4 protein-coding genes are annotated in these 2,526 nt (G+C 61.5%); 2 read left to right on the top strand and 2 right to left on the bottom strand.

The genetic code is table 11. The features are described 5' to 3' along the window. On the top strand, positions 1–225 hold a 225-nt coding region (locus VJ307_05535; protein ID HJX73600.1), incomplete at its 5' end, for a hypothetical protein. 86 nt (positions 226–311) lie between these two features. On the opposite strand, the gene VJ307_05530 is transcribed toward VJ307_05535, so the two are convergent. Together VJ307_05530 and VJ307_05525 are read right to left on the bottom strand one after the other, a co-directional pair. Further along, the gene (locus VJ307_05530) at positions 312–986 is read right to left on the bottom strand and encodes an SGNH/GDSL hydrolase family protein (protein HJX73599.1); all 675 of its coding nucleotides are present in this window, start codon (positions 984–986) and stop codon (positions 312–314) included. A gap of 48 nt (positions 987–1,034) precedes the next feature. After that, entirely contained in the window at positions 1,035–1,673 is a 639-nt protein-coding gene (locus VJ307_05525; GenBank protein ID HJX73598.1) for an alpha/beta hydrolase, read from the bottom strand. A 161-nt stretch (positions 1,674–1,834) separates the two neighbouring features. Here VJ307_05525 and VJ307_05520 point away from each other — a divergent pair, with 161 nt between their 5' ends. Next, positions 1,835–2,392 carry an acyltransferase gene (locus VJ307_05520; protein ID HJX73597.1) on the top strand — a complete coding sequence of 186 codons (558 nt, stop codon included), beginning with the start codon at positions 1,835–1,837 and terminating at the stop codon, positions 2,390–2,392. The last annotated feature ends 134 nt before the right edge of the window (positions 2,393–2,526 follow it).

Raw genomic sequence — 2,526 nt, 5'->3', positions numbered from 1 at the left:
GCGGCGATGCTCTTCACGGGCGCCAAGGTTTCGCAGCTGGCCGCCCTTCCCCAGGGAAGGGTGGAAGCCAAGGAAAGGGTCCTGGCGATGATCCAGGCGATGCAGGAGTGCGGCTTCGGCAACTGCACGAACCACTACGAGGGCCAGGCGGCATGTCCGAAAGGGATCGACGTGAAGTTCATCGCGAGGCTCAACCGGGAATACCTGAGGGTCCTCTTCGGCTAGGCGAAAGCGTTTTCGGGAAGCACGGGCGGGCGGGGATCTCCGGGTCCCCGCCCTTTTTCGCTCCGGCGGATCCTTCCGGCGAAGATTTATCGCAGCTCCGACAACCGGGTATCCAATTCCTTCTCGAGGATCGAATAGGCCTTCTTGTTCAGGTGGGGGTCGAACGGGTTTCGGGCAAGATCGGTCCGCAAGGTCCCCTGGTCGTCGGCAAGCAGCCCGAACAGATCGAACACCGCGATGTCGCCGCATCTTCCCGCGTATTCCCCGATCCACTCGTTGTACTCTCTCCTGAGCCGCTGGGCATATTCCCCCGGTTTCAACACGGGCAGCGCGTTGCCCAAAATCAGCTTTGCCTTCACCTCCCTGGCGAAGGCATGGACATCCGTGATCAGGAACTTCATGCCATCGAACAGTTTCTGCTTTGTGATTTCATCCTTCAGCTTCCTGTCCCGGAAATCGACGAAACACAATTTGAAAAACATCGCATCGTATCGCTTTCCCTCGACCTGCCCGCGCAGGGAGGAAAGCGTCTCCTTCCCATAGGAGGGATTCTCCTGACCGGGATCCGGAGGGACGATCCGGACGTATTCGAGCCGGTACCGATCCTTCACGCGCACCTGATACGGAATCGGCCAAGGAAAATAGATGGCGTACCTGCTCAGCATTTCGGGAAAGTTCCAGAACTTGAACCAGTGCCCCATGACCGAGCGGCCGGCCATCGCCACGCGGAATTTCCCGTCCGTATCCCCGGCACCTCCCATCTTCCCCCATTCCCCTTTCCCGTGCCATTCCCCGTTAAAAAAAAACCACTATATCTCTCCGGAAAAGAAGGCGCAAAGGAGATCGGCGACATTCCGCGAAAACAGCAGCCCGAAATGGAAGGCGCGCGAGGTCACCAGCCTGGCCCCTTCGATCCGGGTTTCCGATACCTGAACCCACCCGTCATGAGGACGCGGCAGACCGGTCAGGAGGCCGATCCCCATCGGAAGGGTCCCCGCCACGACGAGCAGTTCCCGGTCCACGGGCGCGTGGGGCCTTCTTTCCACAACCCCCTCCCTCGCCACGGGGCCGAGGAGACGGCGGCCAAAGCGGTTCCCGGAGAGCGCCGTGATCGCCGCGCTTCCCCCGATGGGGCATCCCAGGAACGCCACCCGTCCCACGTTCGCCGGCGGAGTGGTTTCCAGCATCTTCGCGATGACGATTCCCCCCAGGCTATGTCCCAACAGATGTACCTTCCTCCCCTCCGTGCGCGTTACCGTCTCGGCAAGCCCCCTCGCGATCTCCTCCAGGTTTCCGGTCCGGGAAGGATAGTGGTGGTATCGCACCGCCAGGCCGGATCGGGCAAACCGCCGGCCCAGGTACCGCAGATTCCAGTCCTTCCCCCCGAGGCCGTGCAGAAGGACGACGGCGTCGGTACGGCCCGTATTCGTTGGATTGCAGTCCGACAAAACTCTCCTCCCGGGGAAATGGTCTCGCGCGGGGATTTCCCTGCCATCCGCCTCCTTCGCGCGGGACGGCGGGAAGGAACCGCTCTTTCCTATTGAACCCGCTCCCTCGTTTCGCCTATTCTTGCAAAACCTCCTGCAATTCCGAATCGAGGAGTACGACCATGGCGAACGATATCGAAGCCGCAAGGAAAAGGGTGAAAGAGTTCATCAGGGGACCGGAGCGGTACCTGAAGATCCCTTACGAGGGAACGGACCTCAACCCGCGGGAGTACTGGCACAAGATCGTTTTGCAGAGCCGGCTCCGGTTTCTCCGGCAGTCCCTCGTCATCTTCGTGTGCACGATCCTGCCGTCGGGGGAATTCAAGAACCGGCTTCTCCGATCGATCGGGATGAACATCGGGAAGGATGCGTTCATCGCCCCGCTCGTCTTCATGGATATCGAATTCCCCTCCCTTCTCACCATCGGGGACGGGGCGGTCGTCGGGACGATGACGAAGATCCTGACCCACGAGGTGACGATCAAAAGCGTACGCCTGGGCAAAACGGAGATCGGGAAGCAGGCGCTCGTGGGAGCGGGATCCGTCATCCGCTGCGGGGTGACGATCGGCGAGGGCGCGGTGGTGGCGATGAACTCCTTCGTGAACCGGGACGTGCCTCCCTTCCAGGTCGTCGGGGGGAGCCCGCTCCAGGACGTGAAGAAGCTGGATAAACTGATCTGACCGGGGATCGTTCGTCCCGCCCGAGGCCCGTCGTGATCTCCCGCGCGCTTCCGGCAGGGAGTCACCCCCTCCTGTGGTCGTCGATCAGCGGATAGGTGTTGCCGTAGACGAACTGCCGCACCTGGGTGAGAAAC

The sequence above is a fragment of the Candidatus Deferrimicrobiaceae bacterium genome (assembly GCA_035256765.1).
Taxonomy (GTDB): domain Bacteria; phylum Desulfobacterota; class Deferrimicrobia; order Deferrimicrobiales; family Deferrimicrobiaceae; genus CSP1-8.
The sequence above is the reverse complement of the archived record's forward strand: the minus strand, read 5'-3'. Positions and strand labels throughout refer to the sequence as shown.